General features: G+C 66.8%; 21 protein-coding genes. All 21 read right to left on the bottom strand.

The genetic code is table 11. The annotated features are described in order from the left end of the window. Positions 1 to 81: 81 nt before the first annotated feature. The 21 genes from AC13GA_RS05095 to AC13GA_RS05195 all read right to left on the bottom strand — a co-directional run bounded on the left by AC13GA_RS05095 (position 82) and on the right by AC13GA_RS05195 (position 22539). Positions 82 to 756, bottom strand: coding sequence for a ribonuclease HII (locus AC13GA_RS05095; RefSeq protein WP_046983145.1), 675 nt, complete (start codon positions 754 to 756; stop codon positions 82 to 84). Continuing rightward, positions 753 to 2012, bottom strand: a complete 1260-nt coding sequence (gene lpxB / locus AC13GA_RS05100; RefSeq protein WP_046983144.1) for a lipid-A-disaccharide synthase — start codon at positions 2010 to 2012, stop codon at positions 753 to 755. Before lpxB ends, AC13GA_RS05095 begins: the two co-directional genes overlap by 4 nt. Beyond that, positions 2009 to 2800, bottom strand: a complete 792-nt coding sequence (lpxA, locus tag AC13GA_RS05105; RefSeq protein WP_012510508.1) for an acyl-ACP--UDP-N-acetylglucosamine O-acyltransferase — start codon at positions 2798 to 2800, stop codon at positions 2009 to 2011. The genes lpxB and lpxA overlap by 4 nt, the downstream gene beginning before the upstream one ends. A gap of 16 nt (positions 2801 to 2816) precedes the next feature. Then, a complete protein-coding gene (fabZ, locus tag AC13GA_RS05110) occupies positions 2817 to 3275 on the bottom strand; it encodes a 3-hydroxyacyl-ACP dehydratase FabZ (RefSeq protein ID WP_004150978.1) in 459 nt (152 codons plus the stop codon). Further along, positions 3272 to 4294, bottom strand: coding sequence for a UDP-3-O-(3-hydroxymyristoyl)glucosamine N-acyltransferase (gene lpxD, locus AC13GA_RS05115; RefSeq protein ID WP_046983143.1), 1023 nt, complete (start codon positions 4292 to 4294; stop codon positions 3272 to 3274). The genes fabZ and lpxD overlap by 4 nt, the downstream gene beginning before the upstream one ends. 376 nt (positions 4295 to 4670) lie before the next feature. Further along, positions 4671 to 7034 carry an outer membrane protein assembly factor BamA gene (gene bamA, locus AC13GA_RS05120; RefSeq protein ID WP_046983142.1) on the bottom strand — a complete coding sequence of 788 codons (2364 nt, stop codon included), beginning with the start codon at positions 7032 to 7034 and terminating at the stop codon, positions 4671 to 4673. Between the two features lie 74 nt (positions 7035 to 7108). Next, a complete protein-coding gene (rseP, locus tag AC13GA_RS05125; RefSeq protein ID WP_482997650.1) occupies positions 7109 to 8467 on the bottom strand; it encodes an RIP metalloprotease RseP in 1359 nt (452 codons plus the stop codon). A gap of 55 nt (positions 8468 to 8522) precedes the next feature. Beyond that, a complete protein-coding gene (locus AC13GA_RS05130) occupies positions 8523 to 9713 on the bottom strand; it encodes a 1-deoxy-D-xylulose-5-phosphate reductoisomerase (protein ID WP_046983140.1) in 1191 nt (396 codons plus the stop codon). 2 nt (positions 9714 to 9715) lie between these two features. Beyond that, positions 9716 to 10552 (bottom strand): phosphatidate cytidylyltransferase, encoded by an 837-nt coding sequence (locus tag AC13GA_RS05135; protein WP_012510511.1) that lies wholly within the window; start codon positions 10550 to 10552, stop codon positions 9716 to 9718. Next, positions 10549 to 11316: a polyprenyl diphosphate synthase gene (gene uppS / locus AC13GA_RS05140; protein ID WP_482997651.1), complete on the bottom strand. Its 768-nt coding sequence runs from the start codon at positions 11314 to 11316 to the stop codon at positions 10549 to 10551. Before uppS ends, AC13GA_RS05135 begins: the two co-directional genes overlap by 4 nt. 5 nt (positions 11317 to 11321) lie before the next feature. Then, entirely contained in the window at positions 11322 to 11876 is a 555-nt protein-coding gene (frr, locus tag AC13GA_RS05145) for a ribosome recycling factor (RefSeq protein WP_004151064.1), read from the bottom strand. Positions 11877 to 11972: 96 nt separating this feature from the next. Continuing rightward, entirely contained in the window at positions 11973 to 12701 is a 729-nt protein-coding gene (gene pyrH / locus AC13GA_RS05150) for a UMP kinase (RefSeq protein WP_005408745.1), read from the bottom strand. Between the two features lie 120 nt (positions 12702 to 12821). After that, on the bottom strand, positions 12822 to 14360 hold the full coding sequence (locus AC13GA_RS05155) for a GGDEF domain-containing protein (RefSeq protein WP_046983137.1): 1539 nt from the start codon (positions 14358 to 14360) through the stop codon (positions 12822 to 12824). A 281-nt stretch (positions 14361 to 14641) separates the two neighbouring features. Then, positions 14642 to 15517 (bottom strand): translation elongation factor Ts, encoded by an 876-nt coding sequence (gene tsf, locus AC13GA_RS05160; protein ID WP_046983136.1) that lies wholly within the window; start codon positions 15515 to 15517, stop codon positions 14642 to 14644. A 125-nt stretch (positions 15518 to 15642) separates the two neighbouring features. Then, entirely contained in the window at positions 15643 to 16446 is an 804-nt protein-coding gene (rpsB, locus tag AC13GA_RS05165; protein ID WP_012510514.1) for a 30S ribosomal protein S2, read from the bottom strand. 219 nt (positions 16447 to 16665) lie between these two features. Beyond that, complete coding sequence (locus tag AC13GA_RS05170) at positions 16666 to 17364, bottom strand: fimbrial biogenesis chaperone (protein ID WP_046983135.1); 699 nt, start codon at positions 17362 to 17364, stop codon at positions 16666 to 16668. Then, positions 17364 to 17579, bottom strand: a complete 216-nt coding sequence (locus tag AC13GA_RS05175) for a hypothetical protein (RefSeq protein WP_482997700.1) — start codon at positions 17577 to 17579, stop codon at positions 17364 to 17366. The genes AC13GA_RS05170 and AC13GA_RS05175 overlap by 1 nt, the downstream gene beginning before the upstream one ends. 260 nt (positions 17580 to 17839) lie before the next feature. Beyond that, the gene (locus tag AC13GA_RS05180) at positions 17840 to 18877 is read right to left on the bottom strand and encodes a Csu type fimbrial protein (RefSeq protein ID WP_426353929.1); all 1038 of its coding nucleotides are present in this window, start codon (positions 18875 to 18877) and stop codon (positions 17840 to 17842) included. Then, on the bottom strand, positions 18874 to 21252 hold the full coding sequence (locus tag AC13GA_RS05185; RefSeq protein WP_482997652.1) for a fimbria/pilus outer membrane usher protein: 2379 nt from the start codon (positions 21250 to 21252) through the stop codon (positions 18874 to 18876). The genes AC13GA_RS05180 and AC13GA_RS05185 overlap by 4 nt, the downstream gene beginning before the upstream one ends. Positions 21253 to 21259: 7 nt before the next feature. Next, positions 21260 to 22009 carry a fimbrial biogenesis chaperone gene (locus tag AC13GA_RS05190; RefSeq protein ID WP_136638656.1) on the bottom strand — a complete coding sequence of 250 codons (750 nt, stop codon included), beginning with the start codon at positions 22007 to 22009 and terminating at the stop codon, positions 21260 to 21262. After that, complete coding sequence (locus AC13GA_RS05195) at positions 22009 to 22539, bottom strand: Csu type fimbrial protein (protein ID WP_046983131.1); 531 nt, start codon at positions 22537 to 22539, stop codon at positions 22009 to 22011. Before AC13GA_RS05195 ends, AC13GA_RS05190 begins: the two co-directional genes overlap by 1 nt. Positions 22540 to 22761: the final 222 nt, after the last annotated feature.

Consider the following 22761-nt stretch of genomic DNA (forward strand, 5'->3'; position numbering starts at 1 on the left):
TTGCCGTGTACGTGGATTTCCCGGTCGCCGGGTGCGTCCACGTTGCCGTGGTAGCGCCGGGCCATGCCCGGCGGCCGTTGTTCAGGCGATCGCGATGGCGATGTCAGCCGCCGCGGGCGGCGTTTCCAGGCACTCGCGCACCGGGGCGAAGCTGCGCCGGTGCTCCAGGCAGGGCCCGTGCTCGCGCAGGGCGGCCAGGTGGGCGGGGGTGCCGTAGCCCTTGTGCTGCTCGAAGCCGTATTGCGGGTGGAGGGCATGCACGTCCAGCATGTAACGGTCGCGCGAAACCTTGGCCAGGATCGAGGCCGCCATGATGGCGCGGTCGATGCCGTCGCCTCCGACCAGCGCCTGTGCCGGCAGCACCAGGCCCTTCGGCACCACGTTGCCATCGATGCGGGCGAAGCCCGCCACATGGGCCACGGCCGCAACCACGTCGCGCATACCCTGCAGGGTCGCCTGGTAGATGTTCAGGCGGTCGATGGTGTCCACGTCCACCAGCACTACGTGCCAGGCCAGCGCCCGTTCGATGATGCGGTCATGCAGCTGCTCGCGACGGGCTGCGGTCAGCTGCTTGGAATCGTCCAGGCCATTGATGCGTGGTCGCGATGGATCGAATACCACCGCCGCCACCGCTACCGGCCCGGCCAGCGGGCCACGGCCGGCTTCGTCGACGCCGGCGACCAGGCGCTCCGGTTCGATCACCGCGCCGCCGTCGAACAGCGCCAGGCTGGCCGCTGCGGCGTGGCGGCGGCTCATGCCTGGTCCTGTTCGCGCATCAGCAGTTCGCCGACGGCGTCGGCGGCGCGGGCCGAGGCATTGCGGCGCAGGCGCTCATGCAAGCGGGCATAGGTGCCCTGCAGATCGGTCACCCGCTGCGGGTGGTCGAACCATTGCTGGACCGCAGCCGCCAGTTTGTCCGGCGTGCAGTCGTGCTGCATCAGTTCCGGCGCCAGGTCCTGGCCAGCCAGGATGTTGGGCAGTGCGAAACGGTCCACCTTGATCAGACCCAGCGCCTTGACCAGCCGGTAGGTCAGCTCGTTGACGCGGTAGCCGACCACCATCGGCCGTTTCACCAGCATTGCTTCCAGGGTCGCGGTGCCGGAAGCCAGCACCACCACGTCGGCGGCGATCATCGCGTTGCGGGCCTGGCCGTCGAGCACATGCGAGTACGCCACCGGCAACGCCGAGCGCGACAGCTGCTCTTCGATCAGGCGCTTGCAGGCTGGGTTGGCGGCAGGCACCACCACATGCAGGCCGGGGATGCGCTCGGAGACCTGCCAGGCGGCCTCGAAGAACGGTTCACCCAGCCGCGAGATTTCACCCAGGCGGCTGCCCGGCAGCACCGCCAGCACCTTGGCCGAGGTCGGCAAACCCAGTGCGGCACGGGCTTCCTCACGGTTGCCGTGCAGCGGAATGTCATCGGCCATCGGATGACCGACGAAGCGCGCGTCGACGCCGTGCTTGGCATAGATCGGCGGTTCCATCGGGAACAGGCACAGCACCAGGTCGGCACTGCTGCCGATCTTCTCGGCGCGCTTCTCGCGCCAGGCCCAGACCGAGGGGCTGACGTAATGCACGGTGCGCACACCACGCTGCTTCAGCCAGCGCTCGATACCGAGGTTGAAGTCGGGTGCGTCGATACCGATGAACACATCCGGCTGCCAATCCAGCGCACGCTGGCGGAACGCCGAGCGCAGCTTCAGCAGGCGTGGCAGGTGGCGCAGTACTTCGGTCAGGCCCATCACCGCCAGTTCGCTGGCATCGTGCCAGGTCTGGCAGCCGGCGCTGCGCATCGCATCGCCGCCGATGCCGGCGAATTCGGCATTCGGGAAGCGCGCCTTCAGTTCACGCACCAGGCCTGCACCGAGCAGGTCGCCGGAGGCTTCACCGGCGACGAGGGCGATACGCAGTGGGCGCTCGCTGAGCACCCGCTGCGCAGGGACGCTGCCGGCCATCGAGGCCAGCGGGATCACGGCGGCGCTGGCCGGCGCCTGGCCGGTCGCATTGCTCATCGCAGCAACGGCCTCTCGGCGTGCTCGATGAAGTCCAGCATGGCCTTCACGTCATCGCTGCCGCGCGCCTGTTCGGTCAGCTGCTGCTTGGCCTCGGCCAGCGGCAGGCCGGCCACGTACAGCGTGCGGTAGGCACGCTTGATGGCGGAGATGCGCTCGGCATCGAAGCCACGGCGCTTCAGGCCTTCGCTGTTGATGCCTCGCGGGCGCCCCAGAGAGTCGGTGCCGACCATGGTGAACGGCGGCACGTCACCGTTGGTCAGCGCGCCCATGCCGAGGAAGGCATGCGCGCCGATGCGGCAGAACTGGTGGGCACCGGCGAAGCCGCTGATGATCACGTAGTCGCCCACGGTCACGTGGCCCGCCAGAGTGGTGTTGTTGGAGAACACGCAGAAGTTGCCGACATGGCAGTCGTGCGCCACATGCGTGTAGGCCAGCATCCAGTTGTCGTTGCCGATGGTGGTGATGCCACCGCCACCGCCGGTGCCGCGGTTCACGGTCACGAATTCACGGAACACGTTGCGGTCGCCGATCACCAGCTCGGTGCGCTCACCAGCAAACTTCTTGTCCTGCGGTTCGCCACCGATCGCGGCGTGGCCGACGAAGCGGTTGTCGCGGCCGATACGGGTCGGGCCGTGGATGCTGCAATGGGGGCCGACCACCGTGCCGGCGCCGATTTCCACATCGGCACCGATCAGGGTGAAGGCGCCCACCTGGACGTCATCGGCCAGGCGCGCGGCCGGATCGATGACGGCGGTCGGGTGGATCCGGGGTGCGTTGTCAGTCATTCCTGCCTCCAGTGGATCAGCCCTTGGCGCCGGCGCACATGACTTCGGCCGAGGCAACGACTTCACCGTTGACCTTGGCTTCGCCGTAGTACCAGCCCATGTTGCGGATCAAGCGCTTCATCTGCACATCCAGCAGCAGTACGTCGCCGGGGACGACCTGCTTGTTGAAGCGGGCGTTTTCCACCTTGACCATGTAGAACAGCTTGGACTGCGAGTCGCGGCCGAGCGTGAGCTGGGTCATCACGCCACCGGCCTGGGCCAGCGCTTCGATGATCAGCACGCCGGGCATGATCGGGCGGCCCGGGAAATGACCCTGGAAGAAGGGCTCGTTGATGCTCACGTTCTTCTGCGCCAGGATGCGCTTGGCCTCGATGTCGAGCTCAAGCACCCGGTCGACCAGCAGGAACGGGTAACGGTGCGGGAGCAGTTCCTGGATCTGGCAGACGTCGATCGGAAGCTGCAGCGTGTCGTTCATTCTTTCTCCTTGCCAGCAGCCAGGACGCGGCGAGCCAATACGTCCAGCTGCTTGAAGCGCGCGGCGTTCTTGCGCCACGTGCGGTTATCGGTCAACGGGGTACCGGACGAGTATTCGCCCGGCTCATGGATGGAGTTGCGGACCACGGACTTGCCGGTGATCACGACCTTGTCGCAGATCTCGAGGTGGCCGACTACGCCGACGTGGCCGCCGAGCAGGCAGTAGCGGCCGATCTTGGCGCTGCCGGCGATGCCGGTGCAGCCGGCGATGGCCGAGTGCGCGCCGATCTGCACGTTGTGCGCGATCTGCACCAGGTTGTCCAGACGAACGTCCTCATCCAGCACCGTGTCTTCCAGCGCTCCGCGGTCGACGCAGGTATTGGCTCCGATCTCGCAGTCGTCGCCGATGCGGACACCGCCGAGCTGCGGCACCTTGATCCACTTGCCGGCGTCCATCGCCAGGCCGAAGCCATCGGCGCCGAGCACGGCACCGGGGTGCACGCGGACGCGCTTGCCGAGCTTGACCCGGGTCACCAGGGTAACCCGGGCAATCAGTTCACAGCCGGAGTCCAGGCTGCAGTCTTCGCCGATCACGCTGCCGGTGCCGATGATGCAGTTCTCACCGACCACGCTGCGTGCGCCGATGGAGACGAACGGACCGATATGCGCGCTGGCCGCGACCTGGGCGCTGGGATCGATGACGGCGCTGGGATGGATGCCCGGCGGGCGCGTCGGCGCGATGTCGAACAGTGCAGCGATCTTGGCGAAGGTGGTGTACGGGTCCTTGGCCACGAGCGCGGCGCCGGGGGCGGCCTCGGCGTCTTCGGCACGCAGCACCACCAGCGAGGCGTGGCTGTCGGCCAGCTGCGCACGGTAGCGCGGGTTGGCGAGGAAGGTCAGCTGGCCTGGGCCGGCATGGGCGAGGGTGGCCACGCCATGGATGGCGGTGGCGGGGTCGCCATGGACCTGCAGGCCGAACTGCTCGGCGAGTTGCTGGGCGGTGTAGGTGGGAGTATTCACGGCGGGAGTTTAACGTGTGACGCCATTTCGGTCATGCAGGGTCAAAAGCGGCGCCTGCCTGATGTCCCGGGGTGATGGCGCAGGGGGCTGCCCAGGACACGCCGTAAACCCATTCCTGGGGGCTCGATGGCGCCATCCATGGCGCCAACGGTCCTGGTCAGCCCCCTGCGCCATCACCAGATGATTTCACGCGAGCGCGGGAAGTAACGGCGGCCGCGAGCAAGTAAAACGAAAACGCCGGGCAATGCCCGGCGCTTCGCACCCCGTCTGGTGGAGAGCCCCCCTTTGTTAAGGGGGGCGCGCCAGCGGCGCGGGGGATAGGTGAAATGCGGGGGCAATTCACCGGAGGTGGATCAGTTCTGAGGAACGACGTTCCTCAGAACTGGCCACCGAACGTGAATTGCAGCCGCTCGACCTTGTCGCCGTCTTCCTTCTTCAGCGGGAAGGCGTAGCTGATCGAGATCGGGCCGACCGGGGCGCGCCACAGCAGGGCCACACCGGTGGACACGCGCAGTTCGTTGGCCTTGAAGTTGTCCACGCCGGTGTAGACGTTGCCGAAGTCGACGAAGGCCGACACGCGCGCCGACGGGCTGTCGAACAGGCGCGGGAAATAGGCTTCGACCGAACCGACGGTCTTCAGCGAACCACCCAGCGGCTGGCCTTCCGGATAACCGGCGGTGGCTTCACGCGGGCCGAGGGTGTTGTCCTCGAAACCGCGCACCGAGTTGGTACCACCGGCGTAGAAGTTCTCGTAGAACGGCAGGCCCGATGCGGTGACCGAACGCAGGTTGCCATCCTTGTCCGGCACCATTGCGGTCTTGTCGCTGCCATAGCTGTCACCGTAACCAACTTCGGCGCGGGTGTTGATGACCAGCGACGGCATGATCGGCCAGTACTTGCTGATCTGGTAGTTCAGCTTGTAGTACTCGATGGTCGAGCCCGGCAGCGTCGTTTCCAGGCCAACGCGCTGGTAGGTACCGCGGGTCGGCATGAAGTAGTCGTTGCGCGAGTCGCGTGCCCAGCCCAGCTCCGTGCGCCAGGCATGGAAGGTCTTGCTGCCCAGTACGTTGATGTAGTCGATGATCGACTGCGGCGTCGAGCCCTGGTAGGTGGTGATCTGGTTGCTGTCGATGCCGAACATCAGCGAGACGGTATCGGTCTCGGTGATCGGCACGCCGAACACCACCTGCGCCGAACCATTGGTGCTGTTGTACTGCGCGGTGTTGAAGTCGGAGTAGTCCAGCTCGCGCCAGGACAGGTTGTAGCCCAGCGACACGCCGTCATCGGTGAAGTACGGGTTGGTGTAGCTGAAGCCGTAACGCTGCAGGTAGCTGCTGCGCGAGGCTTCGACCGACACGCGGTTGCCGCCGCCGAGGAAGTTGTTCTGCGACAGCTGCACCGAGGTGGTCATGCCGTAGGACTGCGAATAGCCCAGGCCGAACACGAAGCTGCCCGAGGTGGTTTCCTTGACGTTGTAGACGACGTCGACCTGGTCGTTGCTGCCGCTGACGGCCGGGGTTTCCACTTCCACCGACTCGAAGTAGCCCAGGCGCTGCAGGCGGATCTTGGAGCGGTCGATCGCGGCCTGCGAGTACCAGCTGTTCTCGAACTGGCGCATTTCGCGACGCATCACTTCGTCGGAGGTACGGGTATTGCCGCGGAACAGGATGCGGCGCACCGACACGCGCGGGCCGGGAACGACCTGCATGTTGATGGCAACGGTCTGCTCGGGGCGGTTGGTGGTCGGAATCGGGTTCACCTTGGCGAAGGCGTAGCCGATGTTGGACAGCGAATTGGTGATGGTATCCGAGCTGAATTCCAGCAGCGCACGCGAGAACGTGTCGCCGGATTTCTGGATCACCATGCGCTCGACGTCCTCCTGCGGGAGGATGGTGTCGCCGCTGACCTTGATCTCGGAGATCTTGTACTGCGCACCTTCGGTCACGCCGGCGGTGAGGAACATGTCGCGCTTGTCGGGGCTGATCGACACCTGGGTGGAGTCGATGCTGAAGTCGACGTAGCCGCGGTCCAGGTACCAGGAGTTGAGCTTTTCCAGGTCGCCGGACAGCTTTTCCTTGGAGTACTGGTCGTCACGGCGGTACCACGACGCCCAGTTGTGCTCCTTGGACTCCCAGGTTTCCAGGATGTCCTTGCTCTCGAACTTCTCGGTGCCGACCAGGTTGACGTGGCGGATCTTGGCCGCCTTGCCTTCCTTGATGGCGATCGCGATGTCCACGCGGTTGCGGTCCAGCGGGCTCACCGTCGGGGTGATCTCGACGGTGTACTTGCCACGGTCGTTGTACTGGCGGCGCAGTTCCTGGGTCACGCGGTCCAGGCTCAGGCGGTCGAAAGTGCCACCCTCGGTCAGGCCGATGTCGGACAGGCCCTTGAGCAGCTGCTCGGACTTGATGTCCTTGTTGCCGGTCACGGTCAGCTTGTTGATCGCCGGGCGTTCCTTGACGGTCACCACCAGGATGCTGCCCTGGCGGTCCAGCTGCACGTCTTCGAAGAAGCCGGTCTTGTACAGGGCGCGGATGGTCTCGCCGACCTTGCTGTCAGTGACCGTCTCGCCACGTTCCACCGGCAGGTAGGTGAACACCGTGCCCGAGCTGATGCGCTGCAGGCCATCGACGCGGATGTCGCTGACAGTGAAGGGCTCGGCTGCCTGGGCAAGGCCGGGGGCGCCGGTGACGGCGGCGAGGGCGAGGGCCAGCAGGCGGCGATTGGGGAGTCGCGTCATGTCACGTCCGGTAGGAAGGTCGATTTCATTGGTGCGGGATGCCGACGCTGTAGACGGCAACAACGTGGAAAAGTTCATCGCGGGACCAGGCCGAGGATGTCGTTGTAGAACGCCAACCCCATCAGCCCGGCCAGCAACGCCAGGCCGATGTATTGGCCGGCGGCGATGGCACGCTCGCTCAGCGGGCTGCCCTTGACCAACTCGATAAGGTAATACAGCAAGTGGCCGCCGTCCAAGATCGGGATCGGCAGCAGGTTGATGATGCACAGGCTGAGCGACAACAGGGCAAGGAACTGCAGGAACCAGTCGAGGCCGCGCTTGGCCGAGACATTGGCCACGCGGGCGATGGTGACCGGCCCGGAAACGTTCTGCAGCGAGGCTTTGCCGGTGACGATGCGGCCCATCATGCCGAGCGAATCGGCCGCCAGGCGGCCGGTTTCACGTACCGCGACGGTGACCGAGTCCAATGGGCCGTAGCGCAGCAGGGTGTCGTAGGGTGGGCTGAATTTGGTCGGGAACTGAACGCCGATCTGCCAGGTGGGGTCGCCCTTGGCGTCCTGGCCCTTGCGTGGCGTGACTTCCAGCGCCAGGCGCTCGCCGCCACGGAGGACCTCGATCATGCCCGGGCCGCCGGCACGCCCCAGCGCCTGGATCTCACCGATCACCTGGTCGGCGCCGTCGATGCGCTGGCCGTCGACGGCCACGATCAGGTCGCCCGGCTGCAGTTGCCCGCTGACGACCGAATCCGGGGTCAGCGATTCCACCAGCGCCGGCTGCAGCCACGACTGCCAGTACAGGCCCGCCAGGATCGGCACCCGTCGTTCATCGAAACCGGCTGGCAGCTGCGACAGGGGGAGGGTACGCACGCGCACCTGTTCGGCCGGGTCCAGCACTTCCAGCTTCACGTCACGGCGGTCCATTGCCGCGGCGGTCAGCGCCATGCTGGCCTCGCCCAGGGTCACCACCTGGCGCTCGTCCACGCGCAGCACGCGGTCACCGCTGCCGAGGCCGGCTGTGGCGGCGATGCCGCTGACGCGGCCTATGGTCGGCGAATAGTCCTGCTTGCCGATCACGAACATCGCCCACAGCAGCAGGATGCACAGCAGCAGGTTGGCGATCGGTCCGGCGGCGACAATGGCGATGCGCTGCCAGACCGTCTTGTGGTTGAAAGCCTGGCCGCGTTCGTGCGGATGGACCTCCACCTCGCGTTCGTCGAGGAACTTCACGTAGCCACCCAGAGGGATGGCAGCAATGGCGAACTCGGTGCCGTGCTTGTCGCGGCGCGACCACAGCGGGCGCCCGAAGCCGACCGAGAAGCGCAGCACCTTGACCCCGCACAGGCGGCCGATCCAGTAGTGCCCGAATTCGTGGAAGGTGACCAGCAGCCCGAGGCTGACAATCATCCACCAGACCGATCCGATGAAATCAGTCATGCAGGCTCACATTGGCGGGCAGGGGCGGCGTCGTCATGCTGGGCGAGGCGTTCGTTCAGGCGGCGGCGATGGTGTTCAGGGTGAGCTGGCGTGCCCGCTGGTCGGCGGACAACAGAACCTCAAGTGTATCGGCTGCTTGGGTCGGCAGTGTTGAAAGAGCGTTAGCAACCAGTTCCGGAATGGTCAGGAAACCGATCCGGCCCTGAAGAAACGCTGAAACCGCCTCTTCATTGGCGGCGTTCAGCACGGCCGGGGCAGTGCCGCCGGCCTGCATGGCCTGCCAGGCCAGCGCCAGGCACGGGAAGGCTTTGGTATCCGGGGCCTCGAAATCGAGGCGGCCCTGCGCCAGCAGGTCCAGCCCGGCCACGCCCGATTCGATGCGCTGCGGCCAGCCGAGGCCAACGGCCAGGGTGGTGCGCATGTCCGGCAGGCCCATCTGGGCCAGGGTCGAGCCGTCAACGAACTCGACCAGCGAATGGACCAGACTCTGCGGGTGCACCAGCACTTCGATGCGCTCGCCAGGGATGCCGAACAGGTGGTGGGCCTCGATCACTTCCAGGCCCTTGTTCATCAACGTCGCCGAATCGACCGAGATCTTCGGGCCCATCGACCACTTCGGGTGGGCCACGGCCTGCGCCGGGGTGACCGCGGCAAGCTCGGCGCGGCTGCGGCCGCGGAACGGGCCGCCAGACGCAGTGAGCAGGATGCGGCGTACGCCGGCGCCATCGACACTGGCGTCGCGCGAGCGCAGGCACTGGAAGATCGCGCTGTGCTCGCTGTCGATCGGAATGATCTCGGCGCCTGCCTGCTGGGCGGTACGGGTCAGCAGTTCGCCGGCCAGTACCAGTGATTCCTTGTTGGCCAGCAGGATGCGCTTGCCGGCGGCGGCCGCGGCCAGGGTCGAGGACAGGCCGGCAGCGCCGACAATCGCCGCGACCACGGTGTCGCAGGCGTCGCTGGCGGCCAACTGGTCCAGCGCGGCATGGCCGGCGTGGGCCTCGGTGGACAGGCCTGCCTCGCGCAGGCCGTCGCGCAGCTCGGCGAACAGCGATTCGTCGGCGATCACCGCATGCGCCGGACGGTGCTGCCGGCACAATGCCAGCAGCGCCTGCACCTGGCGGCCGGCGGCGAGCACGGTGGCCTGATAGCGCTGCGGGTGGCGGGCGATCACGTCGAGCGTGGAGGCACCGATCGAGCCGGTGGCGCCGAACACGGCGACCCGGCGCAGGTCTGCGACAGCATTCATGGTCAGAACCCGAAGATTTCCTTGCCCAGCGCGAACACCGGCACGGCGGCAAGAACACCGTCGACACGGTCGAGCACGCCACCATGGCCCGGGATCAGGTGTCCCGAGTCCTTGGCACCGGCATGGCGCTTGATCAGACTCTCGAACAGATCGCCCAGCACCGAGGCGAACACCGCCACCACCGAAGTGATCAGCAGGCCCGGCAGGTGTGCGATGTCGATGCCGGCCAGCCAGCCCAGGCCGACGGCCACGGCGACACCGGCCAGCAGGCCACCGAACAGGCCTTCCCAGGTCTTGTTCGGGCTGATGCGCGGGGCCAGCTTGTGCTTGCCGAAGTGACGACCAGCGAAATAGGCGCCTGAATCGGCGGCCCAGACCAGCGCCAGTGCGGCCAGCAGCCACAGGTGGCCCTGCTTGCCGGGCGGATCGCCGCCGGCGTGGATCAGTACCAGCGCGGCCCAGGCCGGGACGATGGCCAGGGTGCCGGCCAGCATCTTCACGATCCGCGAGGGTGCCGAAGGTTGGGCACCGAAATTGAAGAAGCGCAGCCAGACCAGCGCCGCCAGCCACCAGGCGACGCCGGCCAGGGTGGTGATCTGGAACAGCACCAGCGTGCTGCCATCGGCCCAGACCAGCAGCACCATCAGCAGCAGGTTCAGCACCAGCAGCACGGTACGGGCCAGGGTGTCTTCGATCCCGGCCAGCTTCAGCCACTCCCACAGGCCGATCAGCAGCACGGCAGCTGCGGCGGCGGCCAGCCATTGGGTCGGCAGCAGCAGGATCGCGGCAATGGCGACCGGCGCCATGATCAGCGCGGCGAGGACTCGGGTCTTGGTCATGGGCTGGTGGTCTCGGTGGCCAGTGCGGCGATCTGGGCGCTGGTCAGGCCGAAGCGCCGCTCGCGGCTGCCATAGGCGTCCAGCGCCTGTTGCAGCAGGACCGCATCGAAGTCCGGCCACAGCGCCTCGGTGAACCACAGCTCGGTGTAGGCCAGCTGCCACAGCAGGAAGTTGCTGATGCGGGTGTCGCCACCGGTGCGGATGAACAGGTCCGGCGGCGGCAGATCGGCCAGCGCGACCTGACGGCCCAGCAGCGATTCGTCGATCTGCTCCGGCAGCAGGCGGCCTGCCGCGACTTCGGCGGCCAGTTCGCGCGCGGCACGCGCGATGTCCTGGCGGCCACCGTAACTGGCGGCGATCGACAGGGTCAGTGCGGTGTTGTCGGCGGTGCGCTGCTCGGCCAGCTGCATGCGGCTGACCAGCCCGGCGCCGAAGCGTTCGCGCTCGCCGATGAAGCGTACGCGCACGCCACGCCGATGCAGCTCGTCCACTTCGCGGTCGAGCGCGCCGAGGAACAGCTTCATCAACGCATCGACTTCTTCCTGCGGCCGGCCCCAGTTCTCGCTGGAAAACGCGAACAGGGTCAGCGCCGAGATGCCCAGTTCAAGGCAGCGCTCGATGGTGCGGTTGACCGCGCGCGCGCCGGCACGGTGGCCGATCACGCGCGGGCGACGGCGCTGCTGTGCCCAGCGTCCATTGCCATCCATGATGATGGCAATGTGGCGAGGCAGGGCAGCCGGCAACGGAGGCGGGACTGAAGGCATCGACTTCAGACCGACAGCAGTTCTTTTTCCTTGTCGGCGACGACCTTGTCGACGTCCTTGATATTGGCGTCGGTCAACTTCTGGATGTCGTCTTCGCCGCGCTTCTTCTCGTCTTCGCTGATCGCCTTGTCCTTGTCCAGCTTGGCGATTTCCTTGTTCGCGTCCTGGCGGATGTTGCGGATCGCGATCTTGGCGCCTTCACCTTCCTTCTGCACCTGCTTGGCCAGCTCCTTGCGGCGCTCTTCGGTCGGCGGCGGCATGTTGATGCGGATCGCGGTGCCCAGGGTGTTCGGGGTGAACTCGGCGTTGTAGAGACCCTTCTCGATCTCCTTGATCATGCTCTTGTCGAACGGCGTGACCAGCAGCGAGTGGGCGTCGGCGTTGGAGATCGACGCAACTTGGTTCAGCGGGGTGCTGGCATTGCCGTAGGCATTGACCGTAACGCGGTCCAGCAGGGCCGGCGTGGCGCGGCCAGTGCGGATCGAGGTGAGGGTGTGCTTCAGAGCGTCGATGCTCTTGGCCATGCGCGTCTGCGCGTTGTTCTTGATGTCGTTGAGCATCGCCCGGTCCTGGGTGTAACTGGAATCGGGCGATTATAGGCGAATACGGGACGCTGCCGGGCCTGAATCGACCCGCAGCTCGCCTGGCGCTCAGGCTCAGGCCGGATCGCGGCCCTGGACCAGGGTGCCGATGTTCTCGCCGTTGAGGATCTTCAGCAGCTCGCCCGGCTGGCCCATGTCGAACACGCGCATCGGCAGGTCGCTGTCGCGGGCCAGCGCGAAGGCGGCGGTATCCATCACTTCCAGGCCGCGGCGGATCACTTCGTCGTAGCTCAGGCTGTCGAAGCGGACCGCGTCACTGTGCTTGTTCGGGTCCTTGTCGTAGACGCCATCGACCTTGGTCGCCTTCAGCAGCAGGTCGGCGCCGATTTCGATGGCGCGCAGGGCGGCGCCCGAATCGGTGGTGAAGAACGGGCTGCCAACGCCGGCGGCGAAGATCACCAGGCGGCCCTTTTCCAGGTGGCGGATGGCGCGGCGGCGGATGTAGTCCTCGCACACGTCGTTGATCTTGATCGCGCTCATCACGCGGGCCTTGGCGCCCAGCTTTTCAAGGGCATCCTGCATGGCCAGCGCATTGATGACCGTGGCCAGCATGCCCATCTGGTCGCCGGTGACCCGGTCCATGCCGCCAGCGGCCAGGCCGGCACCGCGGAAGATATTGCCGCCGCCGATCACCAGTGCCACTTCGGCACCGGCCTGCTGGGCTTCGATGACCTCGCGGGCCAGGCGGTTGATGATCTTCGGGTCGATGCCGTAGTCCTCATCTCCCATCAGCGCCTCCCCGGACAGTTTCAGAAGGATGCGGCGATAGGCGAGCTTGGACATAGGGACCTCGGGTGCGTGGAAATCGCGGGCGATTCTACGCGCATGCAGCGTTGCGCCAAAGTGTTTTGTGCACTGCGGCGCAAAATACCGGCGTTCACCCCGGTCATCCGGGGCGTTCGTTCAGCCCAGTTCGGCGCCGGCGGTGGCTGACAGCTCGTCGTGGCCGAGGGCGCCGGGTGAGCGGGCGATCACCCGGTTGCGGCCCAGGTTCTTCGAGCGGTACAGCACGTCGTCGGCGGCGCGCAGCAGGTCCTGCACGTCAGCGAAGCGCTCGTAGCCGCCCTGGGTGGCCACGCCGGCGGAGAAGGTGACGAACAGCGGGCCACCCTCGATCTCGGCCATCGGCGTGGCAACGATGTTGGCCAATACCCGGCGGATTACGTCCAGTGCCACCGACTCGCTGGTATTGGGCAGCAGTGCGACGAACTCCTCACCGCCAAAGCGGGCCACGGTGTCGCTGTTGCGCAGCTGGCCCTGCAGCTTGCCGGCGAAGGCCCGCAGCACTTCGTCGCCGGTCAGGTGGCCGTGGGCGTCGTTGATCTTCTTGAAGTCGTCGAGGTCGATGAAGGCCACCGACAGTGGCCAGCCCTGGCGGCCGGCGCGCAGGAATTCCTGTTCCAGCACCGCCTCCAGCTGGCGGCGGTTGAGCACGCCGGTCAGTGCGTCGCGGTGCGCCTGGTCGGCCAGGCGCTTGGCCCGGGCCTCGAATTCGTCGGCGCGACGGCGTGCCTGGTCGGCATCCTGCAGTTCGCGCAGGTTGCGCAGGGTCGCCAGTTCCTGGGCGTGGTCGATCAGTTCGCGCACCCGTGACGGCGAGTTCAGTCCGGCCTCGAACAGGCTGGCGATGTCCGGCAGGGCGGCACTGATGCGGGCCAGCACCTGGTCGAAGCGGGCGCTGTCCAGCTCCAGGCGGTCGTGTACCTGCTGCAGGGCGCGTTCGCGGGCGGCGTCGGCATCGGTATCCAGCCAGATGTCGGCCACCGCGCCGGACAGCTGCACGCACGCCTGGAACGGCGATTCGGCAGCGCCTTCATCCTCGCTGTGGCTGATGCTTTCCACCAGGTAGCGCGGCAGGCCCCATTGTTCGGCCACCCAGGCGCCGACATCGGCGTGGCTGCAACCCAGTTCGCTGCGCTCGCGCGCCACCAGGTCGGTGTTGTCGCCGGCCTCGCGCAGCAGCGGCAGGTAGCGTTCCGATTCGGCCTGGGCCAGGCACAGTACGCCGAGGTCCTGCAGCAGGCCGGCCAGCATGAGCTCCTCCAGCCGGCGCAGGCCGCGGGCCTGGCCCAGCTGGCTGGCGGCCAGTGCGCTGAGGATGCTGCGCTTCCACGCCCGCTGGCGCAGGTCATGATCGGCCCCAGCGCCACCGGTCAGGCCCTGTGTGACGGTGAAGCCGAGCGCGAGGCTGATCGTGGCGTTCAGACCGAGCATGGTCAGTGCCTGGCCGAGGTTCTCGATCCGGCGGCGGCTGGCATACAGCGGCGAATTGGCGATGCGCAGCATGCGAGCGCTCAGCGCCATGTCGATGGCGATGATGTCGGCGGCGGTGGCGATGTCCGCTTCCGGGTCCTGGGCCAGTTCGATGATGCGCAGGGCAATACCGGGCGGCGAAGGCAGGTTGCGGCAGAGCGCCAGGGCAGCTGTCAGCTCGGGAGGCATGTCGGATCGTTCAATTCCATTAGGACAAGAATACCTAGGAATACATCACAGTCCGCGACTTTCGTTCCTGCTATGTGACTGTGGATTCCCTGCGCCGAGTATCGGCCTGATTCGCGCGCAACGCAAAGACCCTGGGTGCCGGTATGCGCACCAACGGTGCGCACCCACAGATATGGCAGAGATGGCACCAGCGGTGCGCACCTGTCACCGGGGCGGGCATAAAAAAAGAGCCGCGGTTCCCCGCGGCTCCTTCTGGTCGCATCACAGCCGGGAGGCTGGAATCAGACCTGCATCGCCTTGGCAACTTCGGCGGCGTAGTCTTCCACCACCTTCTCGATGCCTTCGCCGACGACCAGCAGCTTGAAGCCTGCCACGTCGGCGCCAGCGGCCTTGACCACCTGCTCGACGGTGGTGTCGCCCAGCACGTAGGTCTGGCCGTACAGGGTCACGTCGCTGACGATCTTGTTGATCTTGCCGCTGATGATCTTTTCCAGGATCTCGGCCGGCTTGGCCTTGTCCTTTTCGGACATCTTGGCCAGCTCGATTTCCTTTTCCTTCTCGACGAACTCGGCCGGGACGTCCGCAGCCTTGTTGTGCGGCGGCTTCAGGGCAGCCACGTGCATGGCCAGGCCACGGGCCAGCTCGACGTCGCCGCCGACCAGGTCGACCAGCACGCCAACCTTGCCGTTGGTGTGGACGTAGGCGCCGATGGTGTTGTTGCCATCAACCTTCACCATGCGACGGATCTGGATGTTCTCACCCAGGGTCTGCACGGCGGTGGCGCGGGCTTCTTCAACGGTGCGGCCATCGGCCAGCTTGGCAGCCTTCACGGCTTCGACGTCGTTGGCGCCCGATGCCAGGGCGGCAGCGGCGACGGAATCGACGAAGTTCTTGAAGTTGACGTCGTTGGCGACGAAGTCGGTTTCCGAGTTGACTTCGACCAGCACGGCCTTGCCGCCATCCTGGGCCAGGCCCAGACGGCCTTCGGCGGCCACGCGGTCAGCCTTCTTGTCGGCCTTGGCAGCGCCGGACTTGCGCATGGCTTCAGCAGCAGCGTCGATGTCGCCGTTGGCTTCGGTGAGAGCCTTCTTGCATTCCATCATGCCGGCGCCGGTGCGCTCGCGCAGTTCCTTGACCAGGGAAGCAGTGATTTCCACGGGATTACCTCACGAAAGAAAGGGGTTGGGCCGGCATGGTGGCCGGCCCGTGTGACAGTGTCCTGTCGTCGCGCCATCGGCAGCGGACAGGACAGGTGGGCGCGTGGCGCCCACCGGGGCCTGGATCAGGCCTGGGCTTCGCCCTTGTCGGCAGCAGCCTTCTTGGCCGGAGCGCGGCGGGCCGGCTTGGCGTCTTCGGCCGGAGCGTCGGCGAACTCTTCTTCACGGACGGTGGCGGCGTGCGGAGCAGCAGCCTTGCCTTCCAGCACGGCGTCGGCAGCGGCGCGCGAGTACAGCTGCACGGCACGGATGGCGTCGTCGTTGCCCGGGATCGCGTAATCCACCAGTTCCGGGTTGTAGTTGGTATCAACCACGGCGATGACCGGGATACCCAGCTTCTTGGCTTCCTTGATCGCGATGTCTTCGTGGCCGATATCGATCACGAAGATGGCGTCCGGCAGGCGGTTCATGTCCTTGATGCCGCCCAGCGAGGCTTCCAGCTTGTCGCGCTCGCGACGCAGGCCCAGCACTTCGTGCTTGACCAGCTTCTCGAAGGTGCCGTCGGTTTCACCGGCTTCCAGTTCCTTCAGGCGGGCAACCGACTGCTTGACGGTACGGAAGTTGGTCAGGGTGCCGCCCAGCCAACGCTGGTTCATGAACGGCATGCCGCAACGCTCGGCTTCTTCCTTGATGGTTTCGCGGGCGCTGCGCTTGGTGCCCAGGAACAGGACGGTGCCGCGCTTCTGGGCAACCGACGAGATGAAGTTCATCGCATCGTTGAACAGCGGGACGGTCTTTTCCAGGTTGATGATGTGGATCTTGCCGCGGGCGCCGAAGATGTACGGAGCCATCTTCGGGTTCCAGTAGCGGGTCTGGTGGCCGAAGTGGACGCCGGCTTCCAGCATCTGACGCATGGTGACCTGGGGCATTGCAATACTCCTGATATGGAACCGGCGATTCCGCCCGCGGGATAGGTATGCGGGACGCGTGGAAGCGCGGATGGTTCCGGGGTTGGGCTTCCCTGTTGCCTCCGTGGCCGAACTCCTTGCGGAGCACCCCGGCACGGATGGGGGCAGCAGGTGTGGATTCACCGGTGACGTCCGGTGTGGACGGGTTCCCGCGCACGCATGCGGCAGGAATCCGGACGATTATAGCCCGCTCGATGCGCTGGCTGCAATCGCAGGGTCTGGCACGGCCAACTCGACCTCGCGCCCGTCCTGCAGCCGGGCCAGGAACCGGCCACCAGTGTAGCCCTGGGCGCGCTGGGGCAGGGCCCAGCGGCGGACTTGGCCGGGCAGGATGTAGCCGGCCAGCCCCGGCAGCAGGAGGTTGCGGCGACCGCCATCGGTGATGAACGAGAGATCGTGGAGGCGGGCGTGCAAGGCGCCCGTGTTGTTCAGTCGCAGCACGGGTTGCGACATGCCCGGTTCGACGCGGGCATGCAGTCGCGGCTGCGCCACGGGTGCGGCCTGGCCACGGAAAAGCGGCAGCGAGTAACGAGGCAGGTCAGGTACACCTGGAGCCAGCACGATCCGGTAGGCCTGCTCGCCAACACTTGGCGCGGGCTGACGTGGCAGCAGCCAGATGCGTTGGCGTGCCCCGGGGGCGAGGTCCAGCTGCGTGGGGCTGGCCAGGATCTGGTCGCTGGGCCGCAACACTTCGGCATCGGGGTGCTGTTCCCACGCCAGTATGTGCACCTGGCCCTGCCAGCGGCTTGGGCCCGGGTTGTGCAGCCACAATTCGGCATGACCACCTTCGGCCGGCAGCTGCAACGTGGTCGGCATTAGCTCCAGCGCTGCGGCAGGCAGTGCCAGCAGCAACCCAAGCAGGGGCAGCAACAGGCGCATCAGTAGATGACGGTCACGGTGGGTGTTTCGTCGTCATCGGTTGCAGGCGGCACGAGCTCGCGGATCTGTGGCGGCAGCTGTGCTGCGTCGCTGCGCTGGTGGGGTACCGGGCAGCCGGCATTGCCTGTGTCAGCGCTGCAGGCTTCGACCACGGTAAGGCGGATCTGCAACGTGTTGCTGGGATGGGCCCACGCGGGCGTACTGGCGACCAGCATCGCCCCGATCAGAAGTGCGCGAACCACCTGCCATCCACCGTGCTTTAGGACTCGCTGCGCGGTATCGGCCGGATGCGCTGGAACTGTAGCAACTGTCTTGTCAGGCGGAGGCCCAGATGGCCTCCGCCTGACAAGACAGTTGCTACAGATCACTCAGGCAGTCGACTGCTCCCGGGGCAAGGGTGATGCGCGCATCCACGCATGGCGTGGATCTACCGAAACCTGCCCCGGTGTGTGCCGACCGTTGGTCGGCACACAGGTCAGTAAGTGATCGTCACCTGCACCAGGTCATTGTAGGTACCGGCAGGGGGCTGGCCGGTCACCGGTGGTACCCGGCCGTAGATGGTCAGCTGCTGCGCACTTCCGGTGCCGGTTCCGCTGGCGGTATCAACGGTCAGCGTATTGCCCCAGCGCTGGGTCCGTGCCGAGTCCCGGTACAACTCGTAATTGAGGAAGTGGGTACCGGTGCCGATGGTGGTGGCCATGCGCCGGGTGGTAGTGGCAGCGGGGTTGTTCTGGCCGTTGTTGAGGCCGACCTGGAAGGCGGTGTTCTTCAGGCAGGTCAGCGTCAGTGTGGCAGTCTGGTCGATGTTGGCCGGAATGCCGCCGGTGACATTGCCGAAGTTCATGTTGGTGGTGACGTAGCTGCCGCATTGCGGCAGCACGTTGGCGGTGGCGGTGAAGCTGAAGGCGGCGCTGGCGCTGTTGGTACCGGTGGCGCCGCCGTTGCAGGTGGCGGGCACGGTGGCGGTGCCGAGCAGCACTTCATTCCAGGCCCAGGTCAATACCACGTTGGCACCATTGAACGAGCTGCTGTACGCGCCGGAAGCCAGAACCTGGTTGGCGGGGATCTGCGCGAACAATTGCGTGGTCTGCGCGCCGCTGCCGCCTGTCAGCAGCGGTACGTTGTAGGACATGGCCAGTTCCTGTGCCGGTGGCGTGCCGTGTGGGAGCAGGCCGGTGACCTGGCCGAAGCTGGCGTTGTTGTACAACTGGAAATTCATGGTGTCGCCACTGCCGGTGGCCATCGTCCGTGATGTAGTGGCACTACCGCCGCCACTGCCGGCACCGATGCCCACGCAGACGCGCACACCGGTAGTGGCCAGCAGGCTGAGGGCGGCGGTGGTGCAGGTGACCGTGATGTTCAACGTGGCTGTAGTGGGGCCGGGGGCATTGCTGTTGATGTTGCCGAACGGCAGGGTGGGGTTGGCGACGGCCGTACAGGCCGCGGTGGCGCCCGCCGGTGCGCTCGCCAGCAGGCCAGCCAACAGCAACAGGCCGAGCAGCAGCACCCTCACGGCGCCACCTCCGGGATGCACTGCAGCGGTGCCGGCTTCGGCCGCGCGCCGGCTGCCACCACCTTGGGCAGATCTGGCACCTTCACGCGGCACTGTCCGCGGCTGGTGGTGATGTACAGCACGCTGCCGGCGGCGACGTCTTCCAGATACAGCAGGCCGTCATAGCCCACCGTCGTCTGGCGGCCGTCGGGCAGTTGTACTTCGCTGCCCACTTCCAGTGGCTGTCCGTCCATCGCCAGCAGGGTCAGGCTCAGAGAGGGCCGCGAGCGCAGCTGGAAGGTCACGCGCGCACCTGCGCGCTGGCGCGGCGTCACCCAGTCCTCGATGCGGTCGGCACGCATGTCTTCGGGCAGGTCCAGAGTGTCGATCGAGACCCGGTTGCGCTGCCAGGACAGCAGCGGGCTGACCAGCAGCAGGCCACGATCATCGGTGACGCCGATCAGGCGGTTCTCCAGCCGCACCGGCACGCCCCCGACGCCGTTGGTGCTGATCACCGCGAACGCGTCCGAGACCTCGCGGGTGGCGAACGCGTGCCCGCCCATCCAGACCAGGCTGCCACTGGCGCTGCCGTAGGCATAGTTGAGCCCGCCCTGGCGCGAGGCACCGAACGAATAGCGGCCGATGTCATTGAGAATGCCGACCTCGGCCAGGCCACCATTGCCGTCTTCGCCATGGCGTACCTGTGCACGCCAGCCGACACCGCCAGCGCTGCCGTCGCCGGGCACCGGCTGGTTCACGTCGGCCACCCAGCTCTGGCTGTCGCCGTTGCGCTGGCTGGACAGGCTGGCCTGGCGGTTGTTGCCCAGGCTGGCGGTCACCGACAGATAGATGCTGCGGTCGTCGCTCTGGTCCAGGTTCTGGTTCACCGACAGGTAGGCTGACCAGCGCTGGCTCCAGGTGCGCGACCAGAACAGGCTGGCGTAGCGGTTGTCCTCGCCATCCGGGTAGCGCAGGCGCAGGTAGCTGGCGCTGAGCGTACCCAGCCGCAGCAGATCCATGCCGACCGTGGCCTGCTCGCTGATGCTGGGCGGCAGGTTGCCCTGTAATGCGCCCAGGTCGCGGTAGTCGCCGTGGCTGCGCACGCTGCGCAGGTTGAAGTTGACGCGCCGGTTGTTCCAGCTGTAACCCAGCGCCCACTGCCCGCCCTGCAGGCCGTGGTAATCGCTGTGCGCGTAGGCCGCGTTGAACACGCCGGCACCGCCGAGCAGCCACCAGCCGCCGACGCCGGCCTGGGTCAGGCCGCCGCCGCCTTCGGCATGGGCCTCGCCGGTGAACGAGTCGCTGATGCCGCCGCGCCAGCTGGCGTTGGCCACAGTGCGATCATCGTAGGCGAAGGAGCGCTGGCCGAAGTCCTCGCGCAGGCGGCCGACGCCGACCGACCAGTCCGACAGGCCCTTGGCCAGCAGTTGCTGGGTACCGTAGAAACTGAAGTCCAGCGTCTGCATGCGGCCGAACGCATCGGTGACCACCACCTGCGCGCTGCCGGTGCCACTGATGCCCGGCTGCGCGGCCAGCTGGAACGGGCCAACCGGCACCTGGCCGCTGTACTGACGCAGGCCATCGACGTACAGCTCGACCGTGGACGGCACCACCGCCTGGCCGAGGAAGCTGGGCGTGGGGGTCAGGACGCGATAGGGCTGCAGCCCGTAGTTGCGGCCGATCTGCAGGCCGCCCAGGCGCACCGGTCGGGTCCAATCGACGAAGCCGCTGTAGAAATCGCCGACCTCCAGTGTCATCGCCTTGTCGGGGAAATCCAGGCGCCAGCGTGTGTCCAGGCGCACGCTTTCGCCGCGCCAGCGACGGTCGCCGGGCTGCTGGTAGCGACGGCTGATCGCGGTGTTCTCGAAGGTGCCGTCGCCGACGCCGAACAGGCGCAGCTCCGAGCTCAGGCTGAGGTTGCCGAGCGTGTCCACCCGGCTGCCGTAGATGTCGTAGTTGAGCAGCACGCCGGGCGAGGCGCTGCCGGCGGGCGCACGCGTCTGCGGGCGGCTGAGCACGGTGGTCGGCAGGGTCAGCTGGTCCAGCGGCACGTCCAGCGCCAGGGTCTGCAGGTGGGCGTCATAGCGCACCACCGCGCCGCTGATCTGGTCCAGGTACACCGGTGCATCGCCACTGGCATTGAAGCCGAGCTGGCGCAGAACCTCGGGGCTGGCCTGCAGGCGGCCGCGGTTCTCGATGAAGGGAAGCAGCCCGCGCGGCGTGCTGTTGAGCGACACGTCCAGGTACAGCGTCTGGCTGGCGGTCAGCGGGGTGGGGGGCGGCAGGATCGCATCGGCGGAGATGCCTGATACGTCGGCGGCCCCGGTGGCCGTTACGCCGGACACATCGGCGGCTTCGGTCGCCGCAGGAGCCAGGGCAGCAAGCAGCGCGCCCATCAACGCCTCAGCGAGCCGATGGGGGCGACAGCGGCGTCTGTTCCGACTCGCCATTGAGCTTGGCCGTGATCTGGTCGTTGTCGCGGTCGATCGCCACGCGCTCGATCGGCCAGCGCATCACCTGGCCGGGGAGTACATAGCCCAGCAGGCCAGGGTGCACGATGCGCGGGCGCTTGAGGCTGCCGAGTGCGAGATCGGCAATCTGTGCGTAGCTGTTGCCCGAATTGGTTACCTCGACGCCGTTGCGGCCATCGTCCAGCGTCACCAGGCGCGCCTGCAGTTGGGGGGCGAGTTTGCCGGACGCGGGTTGTACGAACACCGGGATCGAGTAGCGCAGGACGAACTGCATGCCCTCGGCACGGGTGGCCAGGTCCGGCACCTCGTCCACGATCAGGCGGAAATACTGTTGCACCGAGGGGGGCTCCCGGGTCGGGCGCATCACCCGCACCAGCTGCTGCTGGCCGGCGGCCAGCTCCTGCATCGGCGGGGAGGCCATCAGTTCATCGGTGGGCAGCAGTTGCTCCTGGCCGCCCTGCTGCACCCAGCGGAAGACGCGTACCTGCAGCTTCACCGGCGAGGTACCACTGTTGGTCAGCCACAGCTCGCCGGCACGCTGGCGGGCTTCCAGCTGCAGGCTGGTGGGGGCGACCTGCAGGCTGGTGGCACCTGCCATGGAGGTCGCCAGCAGGCACAGGGCGAGCAACGCCACGCCGGTGGCGCGCCACGGGCGGGGTCCGGCCATGCGGGCGTGCTCCATCAATAGGTGATCGTGGCGGTGACCGTATCCAGGTAGTTACCGGTGGCCGGGTTGTTGGTGCTCAGGTTGAGGATCTGGCCGTAGACGATGTAAGGCACGGCCAGGCCAGTGCCGATGCCGGCCTGCGTGTTGGTGCCGGAGGTGGAACCCCAGACCAGGGTGTGCGCGGCATCCTGGTACAGCTGGTAGCCCACGAAGTTGTTGGCGGTCACCGCGGCGTTGGTGTTCTTCATCCGGCGGGTGGTGACGTCATTGGCGGTGCTGGCGTTGGCACCCGCATTCAGTGAAATCGTGTACGGGGTCAGGGCCGAGCACTGTGCGGTCACCGTACCCTGGCCCAGGGTGGGAGTAGCGGTGGTCGAGGCGGCGGTGCCGAAGTCGACGTTGGTGGCGGCCGCCGCCGTGATGGTGCAGGCCTTGGTAACCACCAGGGTGACGTTGAAAGTGGTGGTGTCGGCGGCCAGGGCCGGGCTGGACAGCAGGACCCCGGCCAAGGCCCAGGCAAGCGGCGAACGAAGCGGGAATCGCATGGACAACCTCCCTGACCCGAAGGTCCGTTGAACAAGGCGAAGGCGGCATGTTCGGCGCCGCTTTGACGACAGTGGCCCCAGCTTAGGTGCCGTAAGTGTCTGTAATCCGTGATAAATAGGCAGGCGAAAGGGCGGACTCCATCACGCTTTCACTTTCCTTGCCGGAACCGTGCATGGCCCGGATCGCCAGTTGGGTGGCGTTCGTTCAGATTGCGGCCGGAT

It is taken from the genome of Stenotrophomonas sp. 22DLJC03, from assembly GCF_056861405.1.

Coding starts and splice junctions, on each gene's coding strand:
- rseP (WP_482997650.1), bottom strand. CDS start 8,467: ATGACTGATTTCATCGGATCGGTCTGGTGGATGATTGTCAGCCTCGGG.
- AC13GA_RS05155 (WP_046983137.1), bottom strand. CDS start 14,360: ATGCCTCCCGAGCTGACAGCTGCCCTGGCGCTCTGCCGCAACCTGCCT.
- AC13GA_RS05195 (WP_046983131.1), bottom strand. CDS start 22,539: ATGCGATTCCCGCTTCGTTCGCCGCTTGCCTGGGCCTTGGCCGGGGTC.
- bamA (WP_046983142.1), bottom strand. CDS start 7,034: ATGACGCGACTCCCCAATCGCCGCCTGCTGGCCCTCGCCCTCGCCGCC.
- pyrH (WP_005408745.1), bottom strand. CDS start 12,701: ATGTCCAAGCTCGCCTATCGCCGCATCCTTCTGAAACTGTCCGGGGAG.
- AC13GA_RS05130 (WP_046983140.1), bottom strand. CDS start 9,713: ATGAATGCTGTCGCAGACCTGCGCCGGGTCGCCGTGTTCGGCGCCACC.
- AC13GA_RS05185 (WP_482997652.1), bottom strand. CDS start 21,252: ATGGGCGCGCTGCTTGCTGCCCTGGCTCCTGCGGCGACCGAAGCCGCC.
- lpxB (WP_046983144.1), bottom strand. CDS start 2,012: ATGAGCAATGCGACCGGCCAGGCGCCGGCCAGCGCCGCCGTGATCCCG.
- AC13GA_RS05135 (WP_012510511.1), bottom strand. CDS start 10,552: ATGACCAAGACCCGAGTCCTCGCCGCGCTGATCATGGCGCCGGTCGCC.
- frr (WP_004151064.1), bottom strand. CDS start 11,876: ATGCTCAACGACATCAAGAACAACGCGCAGACGCGCATGGCCAAGAGC.
- rpsB (WP_012510514.1), bottom strand. CDS start 16,446: ATGCCCCAGGTCACCATGCGTCAGATGCTGGAAGCCGGCGTCCACTTC.
- fabZ (WP_004150978.1), bottom strand. CDS start 3,275: ATGAACGACACGCTGCAGCTTCCGATCGACGTCTGCCAGATCCAGGAA.
- lpxA (WP_012510508.1), bottom strand. CDS start 2,800: ATGACTGACAACGCACCCCGGATCCACCCGACCGCCGTCATCGATCCG.
- AC13GA_RS05095 (WP_046983145.1), bottom strand. CDS start 756: ATGAGCCGCCGCCACGCCGCAGCGGCCAGCCTGGCGCTGTTCGACGGC.
- AC13GA_RS05190 (WP_136638656.1), bottom strand. CDS start 22,009: ATGGAGCACGCCCGCATGGCCGGACCCCGCCCGTGGCGCGCCACCGGC.
- AC13GA_RS05170 (WP_046983135.1), bottom strand. CDS start 17,364: ATGCGCCTGTTGCTGCCCCTGCTTGGGTTGCTGCTGGCACTGCCTGCC.
- uppS (WP_482997651.1), bottom strand. CDS start 11,316: ATGCCTTCAGTCCCGCCTCCGTTGCCGGCTGCCCTGCCTCGCCACATT.
- AC13GA_RS05175 (WP_482997700.1), bottom strand. CDS start 17,579: ATGCTGGTCGCCAGTACGCCCGCGTGGGCCCATCCCAGCAACACGTTG.